Annotated in this window: 1 protein-coding gene and 1 pseudogene; both read left to right on the top strand. The window is 48.8% G+C overall.

Annotated features, from left to right (window positions below):
- Window positions 1-532, top strand: a 532-nt coding sequence (locus B3180_RS08145; protein WP_286843942.1) for a glutamate--tRNA ligase family protein, incomplete at its 5' end; no start/stop codon positions are given.
- Between the two features lie 149 nt (window positions 533-681).
- Window positions 682-1,085: pseudogene (locus tag B3180_RS08140) on the top strand (polynucleotide adenylyltransferase PcnB); the annotation flags it as partial.

The following is a 1,085-nucleotide window of genomic DNA, read 5'->3' as shown; positions in this document are numbered from 1 at the left end:
TAATGACCATTACGACGGATACTGCCGAAACCGTCAACCACGTACACCGCCTTATGCTCTGCGCTTTGTAAATAACGCCCCCATAACTGAGTTTAATGACCGAGCCCAAGGCTTACTTTCTGACCACTCGCCTTCTGTTAGCGAAGATTTCGTGTTGAAACGTCGGGACGGTTTGTATGCTTACCAGCTGGCCGTTGTGGTTGATGATATTGAGCAAGGGGTTACCGACATTGTCAGGGGGAGTGACTTAATCACACCCAGCTATTGGCAGCTCACTTTATGGCAGTACTTTACCGGTAAGCAACCCAGAATGATGCATTTGCCTCTGGTAACTAATGACAAGGGTCTGAAGCTGAGTAAGCAAAATCATGCGCCCTCAATCGAGTCACGCTATGCCAGCAATAACCTGCTGACGGCGCTCGACTATTTGGGGATTCAGCTTGAGCCAGAGTTGCATACAGGCTCAGTGAACGACATTTTGCAGGAGGCGCTGCAAAGTTGGCGCAAAAAGTGGCATATCCTTGGTTGTTAACGGTACAATATCCAAACAGCTACTAACTCTGAATAAAAAAATGGTAAGGGAGAACCACCATTATTAAGCGAATTAAAGCACTGGCAAAGCGCGCCTTTTCCAGTAAAGCGGCGGAGCAGGACTCCAGCCGTTTACCCAAATTACAAGTTATCTCCAGGGATAAACACCCCGTATCTCGTAACGATATCAGTAAGAACGCCATAAAGGTTCTTTACCGCCTGCACAACAGCGGTTTTGAAGCCTATCTTGTTGGCGGCTGTATCCGCGACATCCTGCTCGGCCTGGAGCCAAAAGATTTTGACGTTACCACTAATGCCACACCTGAGCAGATAAAGTCTTTGTTTCGCAACTGTCGCTTAATTGGGCGTCGGTTTCGTCTGGCTCATGTGGTGTTCGGGCGTGAGGTCATAGAAGTTGCAACTTTTCGCGGCCATCATGGCGACAGCCCCCAGGAAGAAAATAAAAAGAACCGGACAGCAGACCAAGATGAGCACGGTCAGTTGGTGCGAGACAACGTTTACGGCACTATAGAAGAAGACGCGGAACGTCGTGA

The organism is Idiomarina sp. UBA4206, from assembly GCF_002383015.1.
Taxonomy (GTDB): Bacteria; Pseudomonadota; Gammaproteobacteria; order Enterobacterales; family Alteromonadaceae; genus Idiomarina; species Idiomarina abyssalis.
Note: the sequence above shows the minus strand (reverse complement) of the source record. Positions and strands in the feature narration are given on the sequence as shown.